Here is a 20,498-nt window from a genome sequence, read left to right on the forward strand (position 1 = left end):
GTCAGCCTCGGCACCCCGGAAGAGGACATGACGAGATCGGCCCCGTGAAGAGCCGCAGCGGGCGGGATGAGCTTGAACACGTTTATCCGACGGCCAGAATCTGCCGGGTCTGCCTGGCGTGAGCATCGTCAGACCCGGCCGTTGCGGGCTTTGCTGGACGGTTGATCGACCAGGGACCTAACGTGACAGCCGTGGACCTGCACAGCGCCGTCGCGAGCGGTGATGCGGACGCGGTCCGCGCGCTGCTCGCGGGTGGGGCGGCGTTGTCGGTCACGGACGACGACGGCAACACGCCGTTGGAGGTGGCGAAGGATCCGGACATCGCGCGGCTGCTCATCTCGGCGGGTGCTCCGGTCAGGACCAGCGGCGATTCCTCCCCGCTGCACCGGGCGGTCGCGTTCGGGTGGACGGATGTGGCGGACATGCTGCTCGAACGAGGTGCCGATCCGGGGTGCCGGGACGAGTTCGGGGACCTGCCGCAGGACCTGTTACCTCCAGGCCCGTCCGACCTGCGGGAACGGATGGCGCGGAGGCTTCGCTACCACGGGCGGTCGGCCCGGTTGGGGCTCGACGAGGTGGAGCACGGCCCGCAGCAGACGGTGGCGATCCGGCCGCATCGGGCGGAGGCGTTGACCACGATGTACCGCGGCACCGTGCTCGTCAGGTGGGAGCTTGAGCCGCGGATCAAGCCGTTGGAGATCCTGCGGGTCGGGTCCCGTACCGACCTTCGAGGGCCGGTCGGCTCGTTCACCGGTCCGTTGGTGGCGTTCGCCGGTGAGAAGTCCGTGCAGCTCAGGCAATGGGCGGCGGTCCGGCTGACGCACGAACTGCCGGACGTCCCGACCGGCAGCCTCGCCATGGCGCCGGACGGCGAACGGCTCGCCATCGGCGGCGACCAGAAGCTGCGGATCGTCGAGACCTCGACCGGCCGCACGCTCGCCGGCGACCAGGATCTCGACCACACCGACTGGGAAGGGCTCGGCGACACCCGGGTCACGCCCGAGTTCTCCCCCGACGGCCAACGGCTCGCGGTCGGCAATTCCATGCGGGGCAGCTGGTGGCTGACCGTTCTGGACATCGCCAGGGACGGCCATCTCCGGCACCGCTACGACCGGCGTGACCCGCAGCCGTGGAGTTCCGAAGTGTCCGGAACGCTGCGGTTCTCCCCGGACGGGGAGCTCATCGCGATGTGGGTGCATCCGACCGGTGTCGTGGCGACTCGGACCACGAACGGCGAAGCCGCGTGGACGCACGAGATGCAGTCCCGGACCGGCACTCTGTGTTTCACCGGTGACGGCCGGACCCTGGCTGTCGGCACCGCGTCCGGAGTGTCCTGGTTGGACGCTTACACCGGCAGGCCGCGTGGCCGCGAGACCACCTTCGGCGCGGTGAACGACCTCGCGTTCGCCGACCACTGCGGCATGCTCGCGGCCACGAGCACCGGTCTGCACCGGCTGATGGGCTGAACCGTCAGCAGGCGACGGTGATGGTCACGGGACAAGGCTTCGTTCACCACTCGGCGCCCGGCGTTCCCGCCCGCTCCGAACACTGTCATCCGCGTGGGTCGCTCCTTGGGTCTGGGCCGCGATCAGCGACAGCAGCACGATCACCGCGCCGATCACCTGGGCCGTGGTGAGTTCCTGGCCGAGGGCCAGCCAGCCGACGAGGGTGGCGACCACCGGGCTGAGCAGGCTGAGGAAGGTGACGTTCACGGCGGTCAACGACCGGATGCCGCGGAACCACAGGACGTACGTCACCGCGGCGCCGATGATCGACAGATACCCGAATCCCAGCAGGTTCACGCCGGTGACCTGTGCGGGCACCCCTTCGAAGAGCAGCGTCACGGGAAGCAGCAGCACGCCACCGGCGACGAGCTGCCACCCGGTGGTCGCCAGCACCGGCGCGGGCGCCACCCACCGCTTGCTCAGCACCACGCCACTGCCCATCACAAAAGCTCCGGCGAGCGCGGCGAAAACACCGACCGCGTCCAGTTGTGCGTTGGCACGCAGGACAAGCAGGGCGACGCCGAAGACGCCGGCCACTCCCGCCAGCGCTTTGCGCAGCGTGAGCCGGTCGTTGAGGACCAGGGCCGACAGGCCCACCACGATCAACGGCTGGATCGCGCCGACCGTGGCCGCCACACCGCCCGGAAGCCGGTACGCGGCAAGGAAAAGCAGCGGCATGAAGGCACCGATGTTGAGGGTGCCGAGGATCAGGGCACGCCACCACCAGTCGCCCTGGGGCAGGCGGCGGGTGACGGCGAGCAGCAACAGCCCGGCGGGCAGGGTGCGGGCCAGCGCCGCGAACAACGGCCGGTCCGGCGGCAGCATTTCCGTGGTGACGAAGTAGGTGGTCCCCCAGATCATGGGCGCCAGCGCGGTCACCAGCACGAGAGCGATCCGATTGCTTAGCACTAAGACAATGTATCTCAGCGCTAAGCTATCTCGGTAGGGTGAATTAGCTCACCACTAAGACAGTTCGGCTATCATTCGCCGCATGGCCGACCACGTCGACATGGTGCTCGATCAGTGGCGCAGAAGGCGTCCCGACCTGGACGTCTCGCCGATGGGGGTGATCGGGCGGCTGTCCCGGCTCACCCAGCTGGTGAACACCGAGCTGGCCAGGACGTTCGCCGAACACGACCTGGACCGGGCCTCGTTCGATGTCCTGGCGACCCTGCGGCGGTCCGATCCGCCGCACCAGCTGACGCCGAACGACCTGATGAAGGCGTCCATGGTCACGTCGGGGGCGGTCACCCAGCGGCTGGACCGGCTGGAAGCGCGCGGACTGGTGCGGCGGACCCGCAACGAGGCGGACGGCCGCAGCGTCAAGGTCTCGCTGACCGAGGAAGGCCGGGACCTGATCGACCGGGTGCTGCCGCGACACCTGGAGACGGAGAACCGCGTGCTGGGCGCGCTCACCGGCAAACAGCGGGACACGCTGGCCAGGACGCTGCGGGAACTGCTGGAATCCCTGGGCGACACCCAGGAGTGAGGTGGACGGGCCGCCGCGTCCCGCGGGATCCGGGCGGCCCGCCCACCGTGATCACTTCACCTTGCACGCCGCCTGCGACTCGGCGATCACCAAGTCACCGGCGAGGGTGTCGAGCGCTACCGCGCGCTGCGTCACCGAGGTCGCGGTCTTGACGGTGCTGTTCAACTTCAGCGAGCCGACCACCAACGGGACGGTGACCGGCTTGGAACCGACCGGGATCGCCACGCCGTCGATCCGCAGCGAGCCGACCTTCGACCCACCGGCCGGCTTGCCCTTGCCGCAGTTCGCGGCCGCCTGCGACTCGATCAGCCCGATCTCGACGTCCTGGCCGAGCGCGGTGATCTTCACCGTGCCCACCGAGGCCTGGGAGGTGGCCTGGCTGGTCTTCGCCGACACCGCACCGACCTGCACGGACAACAGACCGGCGTTGAGGTTCGCCGAGGCCACGGCTTTGGTGTCGTTCTTGCACGACGTCTTGGCCGGGTTGGCGACAGCGATCTTCTTGCTGAGCAGGTTCACGGCGTTCGCCGTGCACGAATGCACGGTGATGATGCCACCGTCATCGTCCTTGATGGTGATGGTGGCGGTGTCGACCACGCTGCCGCCCATCGACAGCGTCACCGTGAACGTCTCGTCGTACTCGCCGTAGTCGTCCTCGACGATCCGGACCGTGATCTGTTTACGGGTTTCCCCTGGCGCGAACGTCACCTCGCCGTTGACGGCGGCGTAATCCGCCGGCGCGGTCGCCGTGCCGTCGGAAGTCCGGTACTGCACGGTGATCGGACTACGGCTCGGCGCGTCCAGACTCAGGGCGATGGTCGCGGTCTCCCCCTCCGTTTCGCTGGTCGCGGCGGCCTGCACACCCGGCACGCGGACCGTGATGGTCTGTGCGAGGCCCTGCGAGGCACCGTTGATCAGGAAGTCGACCTTGCAGCGGTACGTGCCCGGCGCCGTTCCGGGCTTGACCGCGATCGTCTCGGCGAATTCGACTGCCCGTCCACTCTGGACAGTCTGGCTCGCCGGGGTGAGCGTCGTGGTCAGCTGCGAGGCACAGTCGACCAGGCGGTGCGTCACCGTGGCGTCGAGGTTCGTGACACCGTCCAGGACGGCCTGGGCGACCGCCGCCGGGGAACTGCCCGGCATCAGCCTGCCGCCGGTCTGCGACGTGATGGCCGTGGCCTGACCCAGGTTGTCCAGCCCGCCGCCGTCGGTCCCGGCGATCGGCACCGCGACCACCCGGATTCCCCTGGCCTGCAGGGCACCGATCGCCTGCTGCAGCGTGCGCCCGAGGCTCGGGTTCGCCGACCGTGCGTCCCCGAACCAGGCGACGATCCTGCTGCCGCCCTGACGGAAGGCGATCGCGTCGGTGGCGATCCGGTAGTGCGCGTTGATGAAGTCGGTCGTCGGGATCCCGCCGCCGCCCGCGTTGTCGATCCACTTCTGGGTGGCGGCGCGGACCTGTTCCTGGCTGCCGGTCAACGCCTGGTTCACCGTGAACGCCAGTGGCCCGTCGACGTTGTGTTTGTACTCGGCGACCGCGAACCGGGCGGACGGCTGGATGTCCAGGATCCGGTCGGTGATCGCGTCGGCGTTCGCCCGGACGTTCTCCATGACGTCGATCATGCTTCCGGTGGTGTCGCCGAGCAGCACGATGTCGGGGTTCGGCGGAACGACCGGGGTGGTGACCTTCTTGGTCAGGGTGGCACTGCCGCCGGGCCCCAGGGTGAAGTCCACCGACGCCGGATCCACCGGCGCGGGCGCGGACGCCGCCGGTACGGCGAAACCGGCGAACAGCGCGGCTGACGCCACGGTCAGCGCCAGCGTTCTTTTGGGCATAGCACCTCCTTCGATGCGCGCAGCCCTGTGAGCCTTGCGTGGAGGTTGGCCTGGGACAACACATGCGGGTGACGTCTGCGCTACGGCGCGGAAGGTGTGCCCTTTCGGGCGGAGGTCCGGACCGTAACGGCGCTGTCAGCGGTCCAATTGGCCGTCCTGGGCGACCGCGGTGCCGGTCTACCGGCGTGCCGGAGGTTCGATCTCGGCTCCGACCTGGGCCGCACGGGCGCCGCCCCAGTCGTACAGCGCCTGCAGAACCGGCCGGAGCGAATCGTCGGCCAGGGAGTACGACACGGCGAGCGGCAGGCCGGACTCGACGGTGCGTTCCACCAGCCCCGCCGCTTCGAGTTCGCGCAGCCGTTGGGTGAGCATCTTCTCGGTGATGCCCGGGATCAACCGGCGCAGCTCGCCGTACCGCGACGAACCTTCCTTCAGCTGCGCCAGGATCACCACGGCCCACTTCCCGCCGAGGGTGTCGACCGCGAACTCGACCGGGCACGAGTACCTTCTCACGCACCAGAAAGTACGTACTTGAGCGGCCGTTGCCAAAGTGGTCGACTGCACCCGTGATCATCGAGTACGTCCACTACCGCGTCCCGGCCGGCCAGACCGCGGCTTTCGAGGAGGCCTGCCGCAAGGCCGCGCAGGCACTGTCCGCCTCGCCGCATTGCCGTACCTACGACTTGTCGCGTAACGAGAACCGCTACACATTACGGATCACCTGGACGACACCGCAGGAGATCCCGGAACTCGCCGGATACGAGTCGGCCAGCCACCGGGAAGAGCCGATCGATCTCGCACCCACGTTGTACGAATGGGCGGGCGGCGCCGAGGCGTTCGAGAGGCTGTTCACCGCGTTCTACGCGAAAGTCGCCGAAGACCCCGTGCTGGCACCGGTTTTCGCCGGGATGCACCCGGATCACCCGAAGCACGTGGCCTTGTGGCTCGGCGAGGTGTTCGGCGGCTCCAAGGTCTATTCCGAACGGCACGGCGGCCACCGGCACATGATCTCCCGGCACCTCGGCCGGGCACTCACCGAAAAGCACCGCAGGCAATGGGTGAATTTGCTGATCGACACCGCGGACGAGGCCGATCTGCCGTCGGACGCGGAGTTCCGGTCGGCTTTCGTGGGCTACCTGGAATGGGGCACCCGGATGGCGTTGATGTTCTCCCGGCCCGGCGTCGAGGCCGAGGTCGCCGAGCCCATGCCGACGTGGAGCTGGGGTGAGGTCCGGCCCTGGTTCTAGCGAACGTCGAACCCGATCGACCGCGCGACCGTCATGGCCTGCTCCACGCCGATCATCGTGCCTTTCCGTGCGGCGCCGACGGGGTGAGCGACGACAGGTCGCTGAGGTTCATCCGACGAGCTTGTCCAGCGGGACGTCGACAGCCCTGGCGATGGCGGCGACGGTGAAGAAGGCGGGCGTCGGAATCCGGCCGTGCTCGATCTTACGCAGGGTCTCCACCGAGATCCCGGCCGCCTCGGCGACCTCGACCGTGGTCCGGCTCGCGCGTGCGGCACGCAGAGCCTCACCCAGGCGGACACCGCGTTCGCGGTCCTCGGGAGTCAGTGGTGGTCGCACCATGAGCCCGATGATAGTGCCGCGATTGACCTCGACCGCGGTTGAGGTTCTAGCGTCCGGGCCATGGTGATCGACTCTCGAGTGTCCGAAGTGCTGACGCACGTGCGCGTGGTGGAACTGGCCACGGTGGGCAAGGACGGCAGGCCGCAGGCGCGGCCCATGTCCGCGATCTGGGTGCCGGACAAGGGCCACATCGTGCTCACCACTCCACCGGCGTTCCCGCAGAAGGTGTTCAACATCCGGCGGGACGGCCGGGTCGCGCTGCTCTACTCCGACATGACCGGCAGCGGCCTCGACGGCGGGACAGCGGTCCTGGTGCAGGGCAAGGCCAGCGCTCCGGCGGTCGTGGCCGGAACGGAGGATCTCTCGGACTTCTGGCGCGCGGTCTACGCGCGTAACGCCGGATACGCCAAGGACCTCAGGGACCCGGGGTACCGGGCCAGGATGGACTGGTACTACTGGCGGCTGCCGATGTTCGTCACGCCTGAGCGTGTCCATGTCTTCGACACGACGCCCGTCGGCGGCGCGCTGGAGCCGTTCCCGTCGTCGGACCTGCCGATGTCCGAGCAGATCAAGGACGCGGTCTCGCGCTACCCCACGGCCGTGCTCACCGCGTTGGACGACACAGGGCATCCGTACTCCGTGCGCGCCGAGGTGTCCGAAGACCTGACAGTCACCCCGTTGCAGCCGTTCGCGGGCAAGCCGGGACCGGCGAGCTTGTTGTGGCACCGGCACGACGGCAGCACCGGCGGCATGCTTTCGTTGCTGGTCACGGGCACTCTCAGCGGCTCGGGTTTCGTCCCGGAGCGCATTCCCGGGGCGCTGCCCGGCGAGCACGAGGCCGGGCCCGAGCGGGACTGGATCGCCCTGGGCAGGCGGCGTTCGCTGGAGTACCTGGCGAAACGCGGGCTGGACGTGCCTGTGGTGGACTGGGACGCCTTGGTCGGCTACGCCTCCCGGGAAGTGTGATACGAATACTGGGATAGTTATCCCTGCCAGGAGAGCGTGATGGTCGAACTCAAGACACCTGCCGAACTGGAGCTGATGCGCGAAGCGGGCAAAGTGGTGGCCGCGGCGCTGGCCGCGACCAAGGAAGCGGCGGCTCCCGGCGTGTCACTGCGCGAGTTGGACACCATCGCGGCCGAGGTGATCGCGTCCCGCGGCGCCAAGTCGTCGTTCCTGCACTACCACCCGCACTTCGCCCCGACGCCGTTCCCCGGCGTGATCTGCGCGTCGGTCAACGACCTTGTCGTGCACGGAATCCCGGACGACTACAAGCTCGAAGAAGGCGACCTGCTGAGCATCGACTGCGGCGCGCACGTCGCCGGATTCCACGGGGACGCGGCGATCTCCTTCACCATCGGCGAACCGGCGCGGGAAGACGCGCGGCTGATCGAGCACACGCGGGAGGCGCTGTACGCGGGCATCGCCGCGGCCAGAGTCGGCAACCGGCTCGGCGACGTCTCCCACGCCATCGGCAAGATCGGCCGCGAGCACGGTTACGGCCTGCTGATGGGCTACGGCGGGCACGGGGTCGGTCGCAAGATGCACGAGGAACCCCATGTGCCGAACGAGGGAAAAGCCGGTCGTGGCCTGAAACTGCGAGCGGGCCTGGTGATCGCGATCGAGCCGATGTTCATCGCGGGCGGGCGCGACACGTTCACCACCGACCCCGACGGCTGGGGCCTGCGCAGTTCGGACCGGTCCCGGGCGGCGCACTGGGAGCACACGATCGCGGTCACCCCACAGGGCCCGGTGATCCTCACCGAGCCGTGAGCCGGTCCACTGTAGACAGCGAAATGCCCCCGATGTCGCCATCGGGGGCCTGGTGGTCGATTGTGGACGATCAGCCGAAGAAGACTTCGGCCTCCTGGTAACGCTCGAGCGGAACGGTCTTCAGCTCCGCGGTGGCCTCGGCCAGCTTCACGCGGACGATGTCCGTGCCGCGCAACGCGACCATCACGCCGAAGTCGCCGTCGTGCACCGCGTCGACCGCGTGCAGACCGAACCGGGTCGCCAGGACACGGTCGTACGCGGTCGGCGTGCCGCCGCGCTGCGTGTGGCCGAGCACCACGGCACGGGACTCCTTGCCCGTCCGCTGGGCGATCTCCTCGGCCAGCCACGTGCCGACGCCGCCCAGCCGGACGTGCCCGAACGCGTCCTTCTCGCCACTGGTGAGCACCTCGGCGCCGCCCTCGGGGACCGCGCCCTCGGCCACGACGATGATCGGCGCGTACTCGCGCTCGAACCGCCGCTCGACCCACTCGACGACCTTCGCGACGCTGAACTCGCGCTCCGGCACCAGGATCACGTTCGCGCCGCCCGCGAGGCCGGAGTGCAGCGCGATCCAGCCCGCGTGCCGGCCCATGACCTCGACGACGAGCGCACGGTGGTGCGACTCGGCCGTGGTCCGCAGCCGGTCGATCGCCTCGGTCGCGATGTGCACCGCGGTGTCGAACCCGAAGGTGTAGTCCGTCGCGCCGAGATCGTTGTCGATCGTCTTGGGCACGCCGACCACGCCGACACCGTCATCGGTCAGCCGCTTGGCCACCCCGAGCGTGTCCTCGCCACCGATCGCGACCAGCGCGTCGATGCCCTGGTCGGCCAGGACCTTCTTGATCTTTTCGACGCCGCCGTCGACCTTGTACGGGTTGGTGCGCGACGAGCCGAGGATCGTGCCGCCGCGGGTGAGGATGTCTTCGACCTGGTCGAGCCCGATGGGCTTCGACTTGCCTTCGAGTGGACCCTGCCAGCCGTTGCGGAACCCGACGATCTCCCAGCCGTGAGCCTCGATGCCCTTCCTGGTCACGGCCCTGATCACCGCGTTCAGCCCTGGACAGTCGCCACCACCGGTGAGTACGCCTATACGCATGCGTGCAGGGTGTCACGCGCTGGATCGGTAAAGCAACCGGGTCCGGCTTAACACGCGGGAAACCGTCCCACTTAGTGAAATCGGGCCTCAGCGGACCGGGAAGCCCTTGCGCAGCCGCTCGATCTCGATCACGTTCCAGCGTGCCAGGTTGTGCCGCGCGTCGGCCAGCGCGTCGTGCGCGTCGGTCGGCGGGTTCGGCAGCGGGGGCTTGCCCACGTCCTCCCACCGCTGGCGCAGGTCACGCGTGAACCGCGGCAACTGGCGAGGCAGCGCGGGCATCGCGCCCCAGAGCTGAGCCAGCGCCACGTGGTCGTACGCGGCGAACCAGGCCCACAGCTCCACACTCTCGCCGCGCGGGCTGAGGAACTCCATCAGGTCCTCACGGATGGTCCTGCGGTCGCGCCACGCCTTGTCGCCCGGCGCCGGGAGCTTGTCCAGCACGTTCTCCCGCACCCACTGGCCGGCCTTGTTCGGGTCGAACTCGGTCGAGACGGCGTAGAACTCCCTGCCGTCCTCGGCTACGACACCGATCGACACCAGGTCGATGGTCACTCCGTCTTCGATGAACTCGGTATCGTAGAAAAACCGCACCCGTACAACCTTAGTTGTGAATCATCCGGCTCTGGTCTCGGGGATGCGATCGGTGTCATCGCGCTGTGACTCACCGCGTTGGGCGGGCACACCGCCGGGCGCCTGCCCGTCGGTCTGCATCTCCTTGACCTTCGCGGCGTACATGTCCACGTACTCCTGGCCGGAGAGCTCCATCAGCGCGTACATCACCTCGTCGGTGATCGACCGCTCCACGAACCGGTCGCCGGACAGGCCCTCGTAGCGGGAGAAGTCCAACGGCTTGCCGAACTTCACCCTGATCTTGGTCGGCTTCCACATCTTCGAGCCGATCGGGTTGGCGACGTCCGTGCCGAACATCGCCACCGGGATGACCGGCACGCCCGCCTCGAGGGCGATCCGCGCCATGCCCGTCTTGCCCTTGTAGAGCCGGCCGTCGGGCGAACGGGTGCCCTCCGGGTAGATGCCCAGCAGGTGGCCTTCGCGCAGCAGCCGGATGCCGGTGTCCAGCGCGGCCTGCGCGGCCGAGCCGCCGGTCCGGTCGATCGGGATCTGGCCCATCCCGGTGAAGAACCACTTCTTGAAGGCGCCCTTGATGCCCTTCTCGGTGAAGTACTCCAGCTTCGCCGGGAACGTCACCCGCCGTCCCGGGATCACCAGCGGCATGAAGAACGAGTCGGAGACCGCGAGGTGGTTGCTCGCCAGGATCGCGCCGCCGGACTTCGGGATGTTCTCCAGCCCCTCCGCCTCCGGGCGGAAGAACAGCCGCAGGACCGGCCCGAGGAGGATGTGTTTCATGACGAAGTACAGCACCGTGAAGAGCGCCTCCTGCCCCTGACTGCCCACCGACTGCCCGCAGGACAGCCTACGAACAGTGCCCGCCCGGGCACAACGCGGCCGTCGCCACCCTTGTCGCGGATAACAACGCGCAAAAGAGCCGGAAGTAACTGGCCAACCGTACCGGTGTCCGTGCGACGATGGCGGTACGAGGCTGAGCTTGAGGAGGGTCATGAAGGGCGGGTCTGACGGGCCGGAGGACGTTGACGCCGCGTTCGCGCAGATCGTCGCCGACCTGGAACGCGAGGGCCTTGGCTCCGCCGTGCAGGCCGACTTGGACCGCGAGGCCGAGGCGGAGTCCCGCGCGGAGCACACCAGCACGGCCGAACCGGACGCCGAGCCGCCCGGCGACGAGGACAAACCCGTCACATCCACGAAAACCGGCCGGCTGGACGAACCGGACCTCCCGGAGATCTCCGCACCGGCCACCGCGGGCTGGCGCGGCCACGAGACCGAGATGGACTGGGCGTGGAGCTCGGACGACGACCACTACGTGCCGCCTGAGCCGCCGCCCATCCCCCGGCCGAGCCCGCTGACCATCCTCGCCCTGGTGCTGATGCTGATCGCGCTGCTGCTGCTGGTCGCGCCCGGCCTGATCGGGCTGGCCACCCGGGTGGCGACACCGATCGCGCTGGTCTCCGCCGCCGTCGGGATCGGCCTGGTGGTGCTGCGGATCCGGCAGAACAACGACGACGGCGACAACGGCGCCCAGGTCTGACCTCGTGAGTGTTTGTCCGGGTTAGAACACGCATAACCACTCACGATCAATGACCTGCGTAAATGGCTTCGATGCGGTCGGCGTACTTCGAGGCGATGATCTCGCGGCGCAGCTTGAGGCTTGGCGTGATCTCGCCGCGCTCCTCGCTGAAGTCCTGCGGCAGCACGGTGAAGCCGCGGATCGACTCGGCCCGGGAGACCGAGGTGTTGGCCTCGTCCACCGCTGACTGCAGTTCGGCCCGCAGCTCGGGGTCGTCGGCGAGCTCGGCGACCGTGCCGCGCTTGCCGTTGCGGGTCTTCCAGCCCGCGAAGTACTCCTCGTCGAGGGTGATCAGCGCACCGATGAACGGCTTCCGGTCGCCCACCACCAGGCACTGGCTGATCAGCGGGTGCGTGCGCAGCCGGTCCTCCAGCACCGCGGGCGCCACGTTCTTGCCGCCCGCGGTGACGATGATCTCCTTCTTGCGGCCGGTGATCGCCAGGAAACCGTCGTCGTCCAGCGTGCCCAGGTCGCCGGTGTGGAACCAGCCGTCCCGCAGGGCCTCCCGCGTGGCCTCCGGGTTATGCCAGTAGCCGCGGAACACCATGTCCCCGGACAGCAGCACCTCGCCGTCGTCGGCGATCCGCACGGCCGCACCCGCGACCGGGCGGCCGACCGTGCCGGCCTTGAAGTCCGAGCCGGTGTTCACGGCGATCGCGGCGGACGTCTCGGTCAGGCCGTAGCCCTCGAAGACCGGGACGCCGATGCCGCGGAAGAAGTGCGCGAGCCGCTCCCCCAGCGGCGCTCCGCCGGAGATGGCCGCCTCGCAGCGCCCGCCGAGCGCCAGCCGCAGCTTGCCGTAGACCAGCCGGTCGGCGACCAAGTGCTTGGCGCGCAGGGCGATCCCGGGCTTCGGGGTGGTGCTGTACTCGATCGCCAGCGCCTCGGCGGTGTCGAAGATCCCGCCCTTGCCCTCGGCGTGCGCCTTCTGCTTCGCGGTGTTGTAGACCTTCTCGAACACGCGGGGCACCGCCACCACGAACGTCGGGCGGAACGTACCGAGGTCCTTGACCAGCGTCTTGACGTCCGGCAGGTGGCCGACCGTGGTGCGGGCGTACACGCAGCAGATCGCGATGGCCCTGGCGAACACGTGCGCCAACGGCAGGAACACCAGCATGGAGTTGCCCGCGCGCAGCAGATGCGGGAACGCCTTGATGTCCGCACGCACCTCGGCCAGCAGGTTGCGGTGCGTCAGCTCGACGCCCTTGGGACGGCCGGTGGTGCCGGACGTGTACACGAGCGTGGCCACGGAATCGGCCCGCACCCCGCGGTGCAGGTCGTGGACGGCTTCCTCGTCGACCTCGGCGCCCAGCGCGGTCAGCTCGTCGACGGCCGGGGCGAGGTCCTCGCCCGCCTCGATCTGCCAGACCCTGGTCAGCTCGGGCAGCCGGTCAACGAGCCCGTCGACGGTCGCGTGGTGCGCGGCGGTCTCCACGACCACCGCCCGCGCGCCCGAGTCGGCCAGGATCCACTCGACCTGTTCGGCCGAGGACGTCTCGTAGATCGGCACGGTCACGCCGCCCGCGGTCCAGATCGCGAAGTCCAGCAACGACCACTCGTACCGCGTCTTGGACAGCAGCGCGACCCGGTCACCGGGCCGCACCCCGGCGGCGATCAGTCCTTTCGCGACCGCGAGCACGTGCGCGGCGAACTCACGGGCGGTCACGTCCACCCACGAACCGTCCACCAGACGCCGGAAACTGACCGCGTCACCGAAGCGGTCGGCGTTGGCCCAGACCATGTCGGTGAGGTTCTCTTCGTCGGTCACCGTTACCGTGGCCGGCGCACTGTATTCCCGCACGTCACGTGAACTTAGTACAGAGACCGTGACACCATGCACCTGTGCCTGCAGTGGACGTCGTCGACGAGACCTTCCTCGCCGTGCCCCCGCCAGTGGTCAAAGCCGCCTTCGCCGACCGGGGCGGGTGGCGCAGGATGTGGCCTGACCTCACCCTCGAGGTGTACGCCGACCGCGGCGACGAAGGCCTGCGGTGGACCGTGCGCGGCGCGTTGACCGGCACGATGGAGGTGTGGCTCGAACCGATGCTCGACGGCACGCTGCTGCACTACTTCCTGCGCGCCGACATGCCCGGACGGCCCGGTCCCCGCGACATCCGGCGGGAGCTGACCCGCCGCCAGTTCGCCGCCAAGAACATCGCCTTCGACCTGAAGGCCCAGCTGGAGGACGGCCGCCGTCCTGGCTGCCCGCCGAGGACCGAAACCGTAGAGTGAACTCGTGCGTGTCCACGTGGTTTCCGATGTCCATGGCAATTCGGAGGCGTTGGCCAGGGCCGGGGACGGCGCCGACGCGCTCGTCGTGCTCGGCGACCTGATCGACTTCGTCGACTACCACGACCACGGCAGCGGCATCCTCGGCCGCGTGTTCGGCGCGGAGAAGGTCGCCAGGTTCGCGCAGCTGCGGCGCAGCCGTCAGCTCAAGGAGCTCAGCGAGTACTCCCGCTCGTTGTGGGCGAGCCTGGACAACGCCGCCGACGTGGTGCAGGAAGCGCTGTACGAGCAGTACACGCGCCTGTTCGCGGCGATGACGGCGCCGACGTACGCCACGCCGGGCAACGTCGACGTGCCGGATCTGTGGCCGGAGTTCTCCCGGGACGGCCTGACCGTCCTGGACGGCGAGGTCGCGGAGATCGACGGGCTGCGGTTCGGGTTCGTCGGCGGCGCGTTGCTGTCGCCGGGCGGACGTGTCCGGCGGTCCGGGGCGTGGTTTCCGTACCTGCGCACCGAGGACGACTACAACGCCTCGGTCGGCAAGCTGACGGACGTCGACGTGCTGTGCACGCACATCCCGCCCGCTGTGCCGGAACTCACCTACGACGTCGTGGCGCGACGCCCCGAGCTCGGGTCGTACGCGTTACGCGAGTTGATCATCGAGCAACGGCCGCGGTGGTCGTTGTTCGGTCACGTGCACCAACCGCTCTCCGGGAGGATGCGGTTCGCCTGGACCGACTGCATCAATGTCGGGCACTTCCAGCGCAGGCAGGTGCCGCACGTGCTGCGCTGGTGACCTCACCAGGTAGCCTGCCCGGCATGGCCGACGAGTCCACCCAGTCCATCACCGTAGAGGCAGACGCGGACACGATCATGGGCGTGATCGCCGATTTCGCCGCGTACCCGGAGTGGACCGGGGCGGTGAAAGAGACCGAGGTCCTCACCGAGGACGGCGACGGCCAGGCCACCCAGGTCCGGTTCGTCATCGACGCCGGGATGTTCAAGGACACGTACACGCTGGAGTACGAGTGGGCCGAGGACGGCCTGTCGGTGAACTGGCACCTGGTGAAGGGCCAGATGCAGCGCTCGCAGCGCGGCCGCTACCTGCTGGAGCCGCAGGGTGACGACGCGACCAAGGTGACGTACACGCTGTCGGTGCAGCTGGCCGTGCCGATGATCGGCATGTTCCGCCGCAAGGCCGAAAAGATGATCATGGACATCGCGCTGAAGGACCTCAAGCGCCGCGCCGAAGGGTTGTAACCACCGCCTTGCGGATCCTGCTGTTCACCGGAAAGGGCGGGGTGGGCAAGACCACCCTGGCCGCGGCCACCGCGGTGCGGCTGGCCGGGCGCGGGCGCGAGACGCTGGTCGTGTCCACCGACCCGGCGCACTCGCTGGCGGACGCGTTCGGCACCAAGCTCACCGGTGCCCCCGCGCTGGTGGACGCCCGGCTGCACGCGGCGCACGTGGACACCCGTGGCCTCGTCGATTCGGCGTGGGACGAGCTGCGCGCCCAGCTGCGGGCCGTGCTGGCCGGCGCCGGCGTGGACGAGCTCGACGCCGAAGAGCTGACCGTCGTGCCCGGCCTGGACGAACTGCTGGCGTTGACCGAGGTGGCCCGGCTGGCCAGGACCGGCCAGTGGGACACGGTCGTGGTCGACTGCGGGCCGACCGCGGAGACGTTGCGGCTGCTGGCGTTGCCCGACGCGATCGCGACCTACCTGCGGCGCGCGTTTCCCGCCCGCTCGGTCCGGGGAATGGTCTCCGGTATGGGACGACAGGGCTGGATCGACGCGGTCGGCAGGCTCGCCACGCACCTGACGGAACTGCGTGACCTGCTGGCCGATCCGAAGGTCACCGGAGTACGGCTGGTGTTGACACCGGAACGGCTGGTGGTCGCCGAGAGCAAGCGCACACTGGCGGCGTTGGCACTGCGGGACATCCGGGTGGACGGGATGATCGCCAACCGGCTGGTGCCCAAGGCCGGGATGCGCCGTGGCCCGGCGGCCACGTGGCTACGGACCCGGCGGGCCGAGCAGGACACCGTGCTGGCCGAACTGCGTGCCTCCACACCGACCGAGCTGCGCGTGGTCGAGCACCGCGCGGCCGAACCGGTCGGCCTGGAAGCCTTGGCTTCGTTGGCCGACGAGCTGTACGGGCGGTCGGACCCGTTGGGCGCCAGTACTTCCCGCCCGCCGTCGTTGCTGCAGATCCGGCCGGAGGGCACGGGCTATGTCCTGCGCGTGGCGATCCCGCTGACCGAGCAGTCCGATGTGGACCTGGCGCGGGTCGGGGACGACCTGGCGATCACAGTGGACGGTATGCGCAGGTTGGTTCCGTTGCCCGCGGTGTTGCGGCGCTACGTGGTCGCGGACGCCTCGGTGGACGGTGACGGCTTGGTACTGCAGTTCGCGGGAGCCACGTCATGAGCGCCGAGCCCGGCTCGCGGCTGCTGGAGGAGATCGTGCTGCTGCTGGAGGCGGTGGCCGAACGCCTCGGGCCGTACCTGGACCGCGTGGCCGCCGAACACGACGGCCCGCCGGACAACTGTCCACTGTGTGCCGTCATGGCTTTGCTGCGCGGCGAACCGAACGAGCTCGCCGCGACCACGCTGGACCGGGCCGCGGACATCGTGGCGCTGCTGCGCGCGGTGCTGGCCGACCGGTGGGAGCCAGGCGTGCCGCACATGCCCGGTTTCCGGCCGCCCGGGCGTCCCGGTCGCGAGGCCGAGCCCGCCCGGCGTGACAATAGGCCTGTGCAACACATCCAGGTCCGCCGCGGACCGTTCGGAAACGACAGATGCTGACGATCGGCGTCGACATCGGCGGGACGAGCGTGCGTGCCGGTGTCGTCGACAAACGCGGAACGATCCTGGACACCGCACGCGTGGGCACGCCGTCGGGCGCGGACGCGCTGAACGACGCGATCGTGTCGGTGATCACCTCGCTGACCGCCCGGCACGCCATCTCGGCGGTCGGGCTGGCCGTGGCCGGGTTCGTGGCCACGGATCTGAAGACGGTGATGTTCGCCCCGCACCTGGCGTGGCGGCATGCCTCGGTGGCCGAGCGGATCTCGCAGAAGATCGACCTGCCTGTGGTCCTCGAACACGACGCCAACGCGGCGGCACTGGCCGAGTACCGCTACGGCGCGGCCCGCGGCGCCAAGGTCGTCACGCTCGTGGCGATCGGCACGGGCATCGGCGCGGGCCTGCTGCTCGACGGCAAGATCTTCCGCGGCGCCCACGGAGTCGCGCCTGAGCTCGGCCACCTGCGGATCGTGCCGAACGGCCGTCCCTGTTCCTGCGGCAAATCCGGCTGCTGGGAGCGGTATTGCAGCGGTACGGCGCTGAGCGCGACCGCGATCGAACTGCTCTCCGGGCACCCCGGCCAGTCGACCGTGCTGGCCCGTGAGGCCGCGGGCGACGCGCGGTCCATCACCGGCCGCAAGGTCGCCGGGGCCGCACGGGACGGCGATCCCGTGGCTCTGCGGGCCATGGCCGAGCTGGCCCGGTGGCTCGGTGAAGGGCTGGCGTTGGTCGCGGACATCTACGACCCGGAGGTGATCGTGATCGCGGGTGGCGTGTCGGAGTCCGCTCCCCTGTTCCTGGACGACGCCCGCGAGATCTACCGCGATGCCGTGACCGGCGCGGGATACCGGCCGCTGGCCCGGATCCGCACCGCGCAACTGGGCGACGACGCGGGCTTGGTCGGTGCCGCGACCCTCGCGCGCGATGTCGCGAACGGCCGCCGGTCCTGAGACCTCAACGCCCGGCCTCCCAACGGCGCCGCAGATCGTTCAGCGCCGCTTCGAACCGCTCGGGCTTGAGTCGCTTGTTGTGGAGGTAGGGCAGCACCACTCGCTGTCCGTCCACGTCGTAGAGGGCGACGCCGGAGACCTGGAGGTGGGCCGCTGACTGGCCGGAGACCTCCTCGGTCTGGATGTCCGCGATCCGTGCCCACGGCAGGGTACGCGCGTCGAACGCCCGGCGAACCTGAACGCCGGCGCCGGAGACGACGGTCGAAGGCCGGACGGCCAGCATGAGCATGAACGCGGTGAACACCAGCCAGCCGGCGCCCATCCCGATCAGCACCCCGGCCGACGCGTCGTTCAACGACAGCGCGACCAGCAGCAGCGCACCCACAACCAGCAGAATCGCCGTCAAGACCGACACCAGACCGACGGACACTCGGTACACGACGCGGTCGTTCTCCATGCCCGCAGTCTCGTGCAGCGGCCCGGGACCGGTCCCGGCTACCCCCGGAACGCCGAGAAGCGGGCGTGACCGCCGGACAGCAGGGTCGACAGGCGGCTGGCCAACGTGTCCCAGCGCCATTCCGCGGCGACCCAGTCGCGGCCTGCTTCGCCCATCGCGGCCGCCGCGTCGGGGTCGGCGAGCAGGGCGGAGATCCTGGTGGCGATCTGCGTGACGCTGCGGCCGTCGACCACGTGGCCGGTGACGCCTTCCCGGACCGTTTCCGGCGCGCCGCCCGAATCGCCTGCCACGACTGGGAGTCCGCTTGCCGAGGCTTCGAGGAACACGATTCCCAGGCCTTCGACGTCCAGGCCGCCGCCGCGGGTACGGCAGGGCATCGCGAACACGTCACCGGCCACGTAGTGCGCGGGAAGTTCCTCCCACGTCACGGATCCGGTCAGGACAACATGGTCCGAGACGTCGTTCTGCCTGGCCAGGGCCGTCAGTCTGGCGGCGTACCGGCCGCCGCCGACCAGGAGCAGTGCCGCGTCGGGCACTTCGCGGCGGATCGCGGGCAGGGCGCGGATCAACATGTCCTGCCCTTTGCGCGGCACCAGCCGCGACACGCACACGATCGTCGGACGGTCGGAAAGGTTGTGGCGCTTGCGGATCAGCTCACGAGCGGCCGGGTCGGGACGGTACAGCGAAGTGTCCACACCGGACGGCAGGTGTTCCAGGGCCGCGTACCGGCCGAAGGCCGCGGCGAAGCGCGATCGGGTGTACTTGCTGACGTACGTCACCACGTCGGTTGTGGACCCGATGCGACGCAAAGCCTGACGCGACACCGGAAGCATGGACCAGCCGACCTCGTGGCCGTGCGTCGAGGCGACCACGCGCCGCGCACCCGCCTCGCGCAGACCAGGTCCGAGCAAGGCCAACGGGGCCGCGGCGCCGAACCACACCGAGGTGCAGGACTCCGCGCGGAGGATCTCCTTCGCGCGCCTGGCCACGTCGGGAGTGGGCAGCATCAGCGACGTCGGGTGCCGGACGACCGGGAACGGCAGCGAGGCGTCGAACTCGGCCGCACCCGGCCATGACGGCGCGTACACGACCAACTCCTGTGCGGGCAACCGGGTCGCCAGCGCCTGCAGGTACGCCTGGATACCGCCAGGCCGGGGCGGGAAGTCGTTGGTCACCAGAAGGGTCCGAACCACGCCAGCACCCTATCCGAGGGTCTCCCGCAGGTATTCCTGCCAGCCCGCCACGAACTGCTCGCGGTTCAGCCCGACCACGTCGACCAGCAGTTCGTCGATCCGCTCCGGGGTGGCCCGGCCCGCTCTGGCCAGCTCCCGGTACAGCTGAAGCAGCTTGGGCTCGCCCAGCTTCTCCGCGACGAACCGGGCCACCGAGAACGACTGCTGATAGGCCAGGTCCAGGGTGCGGCCCTGGGAGCGGAACTCCTCGTCGGCCGGCAGCCGGGCCGGCGGGCCGCTGGTCAGCATGGCCGCGTTCAGGTCCGGCGCTGCCTGGGCCAGCGGGATGCCGCTGTCGCGGTAGCCGACGTAGTCGGCGAACCCCTCCAGCAGCCACATCGGCGAGCCGTCCACAGTGGAGCCTCGGGCCGCGATGTGGGTGAACTCGTGGCGTAACACGATCTTCAGCGCGGTGAGCGACAAGGCGTCCGCGCTCGTCGCGCTCATCACCACGCGTTGCCCTTCAGCGGTGTTCTTGTCCACGTCCACCCGGTCGGCGACCGAGACGGCGACGACCGACTCGACCGGGAAGTTGGGGCCGACCATCGCCCGCATCTCGTCGCTGGAATCCGGCAGCACGACCACCGCCTGCTGCGGCCAGTCCGTCCCCCACACGCTCGTCACGGACTGCACGGCGGCGTCGAGTTCCGCCGCGACGCGCTTGGCCATGGCCTCCCGCGCCGGATGACTCAGCACCAGGCCACGTTCTGTCGTGATGACCTGGCACGGACCGAAGTCCCAGGGACCACGCCAGGTCCGCCTGCCGACGCCCAGCAGGTCGTTGTCCGACCGGATGAACCACGACCCGTCCCGCTTCACCAGCAGGTACCCCATCGGCCGCCGGGTAGGTGCCGGGTCGGCGCCGCGCAGCGCGTACGCCAGGTCGATCTCAGGCGCCCACAGTTCCTGCGCACCGGCCACGCTCGGCAGCACCGAGGAGTCCAGCGACCGCTGCGGTTGCAGGACGTACGACCACTCGCGCAGCGGGACACCGGCGAGGTTGTGGAACAGCGCCCGTTGCGCGTCCCGGAACTCCGGTTCGGCCTGCGGGTCGATGCCGGCCATGAAGGCCTGTTCGTCCCGGTGCTGGACGGCCTGCGCCCGCGCCCGCAGCAACACCTGGGCCGCTTCGATGCGATCGGCGGCCGCCGGCGCGACAGCGCCCTGGTTGGGCGGCGTGAAGACCTGGGCAGGCGGCGGGGCCGGAGTGGTCACGTCGTGGCGCGCGAACGGTGCCGAGACCAGCGCGAGACCGCCGAGCAGCGCGACCGCCACTCCGGCTACGAGCAACGCGCGAAACCGGCCCACGACTTGAGATCGTATTGCCCGGCGCGTCAGAACGACGCGACCCCTGACCCGCACCACCGGTCAGGGGTCG

Annotated in this window: 23 protein-coding genes; 12 read left to right on the top strand and 11 right to left on the bottom strand. The window is 69.6% G+C overall.

Annotated elements, in window-relative coordinates; all coding sequences use genetic code 11:
• Positions 1-182: 182 nt before the first annotated feature.
• Entirely contained in the window at positions 183-1,466 is a 1,284-nt protein-coding gene (locus tag GC106_RS28520) for an ankyrin repeat domain-containing protein (RefSeq protein WP_173136975.1), read from the top strand.
• A gap of 24 nt (positions 1,467-1,490) precedes the next feature.
• Here the strand turns inward: GC106_RS28520 and GC106_RS28525 are convergent, their stop codons facing one another.
• Positions 1,491-2,414 (bottom strand): EamA family transporter, encoded by a 924-nt coding sequence (locus GC106_RS28525; protein ID WP_173136977.1) that lies wholly within the window; start codon positions 2,412-2,414, stop codon positions 1,491-1,493.
• A gap of 82 nt (positions 2,415-2,496) precedes the next feature.
• On the opposite strand from GC106_RS28525, the gene GC106_RS28530 reads away from it, so the two are divergent.
• Positions 2,497-2,994 carry a MarR family winged helix-turn-helix transcriptional regulator gene (locus tag GC106_RS28530; RefSeq protein ID WP_173136979.1) on the top strand — a complete coding sequence of 166 codons (498 nt, stop codon included), beginning with the start codon at positions 2,497-2,499 and terminating at the stop codon, positions 2,992-2,994.
• Between the two features lie 51 nt (positions 2,995-3,045).
• On the opposite strand, the gene GC106_RS28535 is transcribed toward GC106_RS28530, so the two are convergent.
• Complete coding sequence (locus GC106_RS28535; RefSeq protein WP_173136981.1) at positions 3,046-4,830, bottom strand: Calx-beta domain-containing protein; 1,785 nt, start codon at positions 4,828-4,830, stop codon at positions 3,046-3,048.
• Between the two features lie 177 nt (positions 4,831-5,007).
• A complete protein-coding gene (locus tag GC106_RS28540) occupies positions 5,008-5,343 on the bottom strand; it encodes a winged helix-turn-helix transcriptional regulator (protein ID WP_173136983.1) in 336 nt (111 codons plus the stop codon).
• 53 nt (positions 5,344-5,396) lie between these two features.
• Here GC106_RS28540 and GC106_RS28545 point away from each other — a divergent pair, with 53 nt between their 5' ends.
• On the top strand, positions 5,397-6,077 hold the full coding sequence (locus GC106_RS28545; RefSeq protein ID WP_173136985.1) for a group II truncated hemoglobin: 681 nt from the start codon (positions 5,397-5,399) through the stop codon (positions 6,075-6,077).
• A gap of 108 nt (positions 6,078-6,185) precedes the next feature.
• Here the strand turns inward: GC106_RS28545 and GC106_RS28550 are convergent, their stop codons facing one another.
• Positions 6,186-6,416 carry a helix-turn-helix domain-containing protein gene (locus GC106_RS28550; protein WP_173136987.1) on the bottom strand — a complete coding sequence of 77 codons (231 nt, stop codon included), beginning with the start codon at positions 6,414-6,416 and terminating at the stop codon, positions 6,186-6,188.
• A gap of 60 nt (positions 6,417-6,476) precedes the next feature.
• Between GC106_RS28550 and GC106_RS28555 the strand changes: the two genes are divergently transcribed.
• Positions 6,477-7,382, top strand: coding sequence for a pyridoxamine 5'-phosphate oxidase family protein (locus GC106_RS28555; RefSeq protein ID WP_173136989.1), 906 nt, complete (start codon positions 6,477-6,479; stop codon positions 7,380-7,382).
• 39 nt (positions 7,383-7,421) lie between these two features.
• Positions 7,422-8,189 (top strand): type I methionyl aminopeptidase, encoded by a 768-nt coding sequence (gene map, locus GC106_RS28560; protein ID WP_173136991.1) that lies wholly within the window; start codon positions 7,422-7,424, stop codon positions 8,187-8,189.
• 70 nt (positions 8,190-8,259) lie between these two features.
• Here the strand turns inward: map and GC106_RS28565 are convergent, their stop codons facing one another.
• From GC106_RS28565 to GC106_RS28575, 3 genes are all read right to left on the bottom strand, one after another.
• Positions 8,260-9,285 (bottom strand): 6-phosphofructokinase, encoded by a 1,026-nt coding sequence (locus GC106_RS28565; RefSeq protein ID WP_173136993.1) that lies wholly within the window; start codon positions 9,283-9,285, stop codon positions 8,260-8,262.
• An 87-nt stretch (positions 9,286-9,372) separates the two neighbouring features.
• A complete protein-coding gene (locus GC106_RS28570) occupies positions 9,373-9,876 on the bottom strand; it encodes a polyadenylate-specific 3'-exoribonuclease AS (RefSeq protein ID WP_173137002.1) in 504 nt (167 codons plus the stop codon).
• A 21-nt stretch (positions 9,877-9,897) separates the two neighbouring features.
• Positions 9,898-10,665 carry a lysophospholipid acyltransferase family protein gene (locus tag GC106_RS28575; RefSeq protein ID WP_173137165.1) on the bottom strand — a complete coding sequence of 256 codons (768 nt, stop codon included), beginning with the start codon at positions 10,663-10,665 and terminating at the stop codon, positions 9,898-9,900.
• Between the two features lie 196 nt (positions 10,666-10,861).
• Here GC106_RS28575 and GC106_RS28580 point away from each other — a divergent pair, with 196 nt between their 5' ends.
• Positions 10,862-11,407 (top strand): hypothetical protein, encoded by a 546-nt coding sequence (locus tag GC106_RS28580; RefSeq protein ID WP_173137004.1) that lies wholly within the window; start codon positions 10,862-10,864, stop codon positions 11,405-11,407.
• A gap of 46 nt (positions 11,408-11,453) precedes the next feature.
• Here the strand turns inward: GC106_RS28580 and GC106_RS28585 are convergent, their stop codons facing one another.
• Positions 11,454-13,247, bottom strand: a complete 1,794-nt coding sequence (locus GC106_RS28585; protein ID WP_173137005.1) for an AMP-dependent synthetase/ligase — start codon at positions 13,245-13,247, stop codon at positions 11,454-11,456.
• A 41-nt stretch (positions 13,248-13,288) separates the two neighbouring features.
• On the opposite strand from GC106_RS28585, the gene GC106_RS28590 reads away from it, so the two are divergent.
• Genes GC106_RS28590 through GC106_RS28615 form a run of 6 tightly spaced genes read left to right on the top strand, consistent with a single transcriptional unit; the run spans position 13,289 to position 17,431 of the window.
• Positions 13,289-13,678, top strand: a complete 390-nt coding sequence (locus tag GC106_RS28590) for a polyketide cyclase / dehydrase and lipid transport (protein ID WP_173137007.1) — start codon at positions 13,289-13,291, stop codon at positions 13,676-13,678.
• 4 nt (positions 13,679-13,682) lie between these two features.
• On the top strand, positions 13,683-14,471 hold the full coding sequence (locus GC106_RS28595) for a metallophosphoesterase family protein (protein WP_173137009.1): 789 nt from the start codon (positions 13,683-13,685) through the stop codon (positions 14,469-14,471).
• Between the two features lie 23 nt (positions 14,472-14,494).
• The gene (locus tag GC106_RS28600; RefSeq protein ID WP_173137011.1) at positions 14,495-14,935 is read left to right on the top strand and encodes an SRPBCC family protein; all 441 of its coding nucleotides are present in this window, start codon (positions 14,495-14,497) and stop codon (positions 14,933-14,935) included.
• 8 nt (positions 14,936-14,943) lie between these two features.
• Positions 14,944-16,104 (top strand): ArsA family ATPase, encoded by a 1,161-nt coding sequence (locus GC106_RS28605; RefSeq protein WP_173137013.1) that lies wholly within the window; start codon positions 14,944-14,946, stop codon positions 16,102-16,104.
• Positions 16,101-16,481, top strand: coding sequence for a hypothetical protein (locus GC106_RS28610; protein WP_173137016.1), 381 nt, complete (start codon positions 16,101-16,103; stop codon positions 16,479-16,481). The genes GC106_RS28605 and GC106_RS28610 overlap by 4 nt, the downstream gene beginning before the upstream one ends.
• Positions 16,475-17,431 (top strand): ROK family glucokinase, encoded by a 957-nt coding sequence (locus GC106_RS28615; RefSeq protein WP_173137024.1) that lies wholly within the window; start codon positions 16,475-16,477, stop codon positions 17,429-17,431. Before GC106_RS28610 ends, GC106_RS28615 begins: the two co-directional genes overlap by 7 nt.
• A gap of 4 nt (positions 17,432-17,435) precedes the next feature.
• Here GC106_RS28615 and GC106_RS28620 read toward each other — a convergent pair whose 3' ends face one another.
• From GC106_RS28620 to GC106_RS28630, 3 genes are read right to left on the bottom strand one after another with little or no spacing between them, the layout of a single operon-like run.
• Entirely contained in the window at positions 17,436-17,888 is a 453-nt protein-coding gene (locus GC106_RS28620) for a PH domain-containing protein (protein ID WP_173137026.1), read from the bottom strand.
• A gap of 38 nt (positions 17,889-17,926) precedes the next feature.
• The gene (locus GC106_RS28625; RefSeq protein ID WP_173137028.1) at positions 17,927-19,081 is read right to left on the bottom strand and encodes a glycosyltransferase family 4 protein; all 1,155 of its coding nucleotides are present in this window, start codon (positions 19,079-19,081) and stop codon (positions 17,927-17,929) included.
• Positions 19,082-19,090: 9 nt separating this feature from the next.
• Entirely contained in the window at positions 19,091-20,428 is a 1,338-nt protein-coding gene (locus GC106_RS28630) for a gluzincin family metallopeptidase (RefSeq protein ID WP_173137030.1), read from the bottom strand.
• Between the last annotated feature and the right edge of the window lie 70 nt (positions 20,429-20,498).

Source organism: Kibdelosporangium persicum, assembly GCF_013280595.1.
GTDB lineage: Bacteria > Actinomycetota > Actinomycetes > Mycobacteriales > Pseudonocardiaceae > Kibdelosporangium > Kibdelosporangium persicum.